This is a genomic window from Psychrobacter sp. I-STPA6b (genome assembly GCF_020662265.1).
GTDB lineage: Bacteria > Pseudomonadota > Gammaproteobacteria > Pseudomonadales > Moraxellaceae > Psychrobacter.
Genome location: NZ_VEWM01000140.1, coordinates 1 through 512 on the forward strand (window position 1 = coordinate 1; position 512 = coordinate 512).

Annotated in this window: 1 pseudogene; it reads right to left on the reverse strand. The window is 37.1% G+C overall.

The features are described from left to right. A pseudogene (eno, locus tag FHK88_RS14060) lies at positions 1 to 512 on the reverse strand (phosphopyruvate hydratase); the annotation flags it as partial.

Below are 512 nucleotides of genomic sequence, written 5' to 3' on the forward strand. Positions count from 1 at the left end.
TGTATATCCTGCATTGTGAGCCATGTTAACCGCTGCGATAGTTTCCGTTAAAGTTCCGATTTGGTTTACTTTTACCAAAATTGAATTTGCAATTCCTTCGTTAATTCCGCGAGACAAACGCTCTACATTGGTTACAAATAGATCGTCACCTACAAGTTGTGTTTTATCTCCAATTAGTTCAGTTAAATACTTCCAACCTTCCCAATCGTCTTCGTACATTCCGTCTTCAATAGAAATAATTGGATAATTTGTAGCAAGCGAAGCTAAATATTCTGCTTGCTCTCTAGAAGTTCTTATTTTTCCAGTTTCACCTTCAAATTTAGTGTAATCGTAATTTCCGTTTACATAAAATTCAGAAGCAGCGCAGTCCAAAGCCAACATAATTTCGTCACCAAATTTATATCCAGCATTTTCAACTGCAAGTTTAATGGTATCCAAAGCGTCTTCAGTTCCACCTGCAAGATTTGGAGCAAATCCACCTTCATCACCAACAGCAGTACTTAAACCTCTAT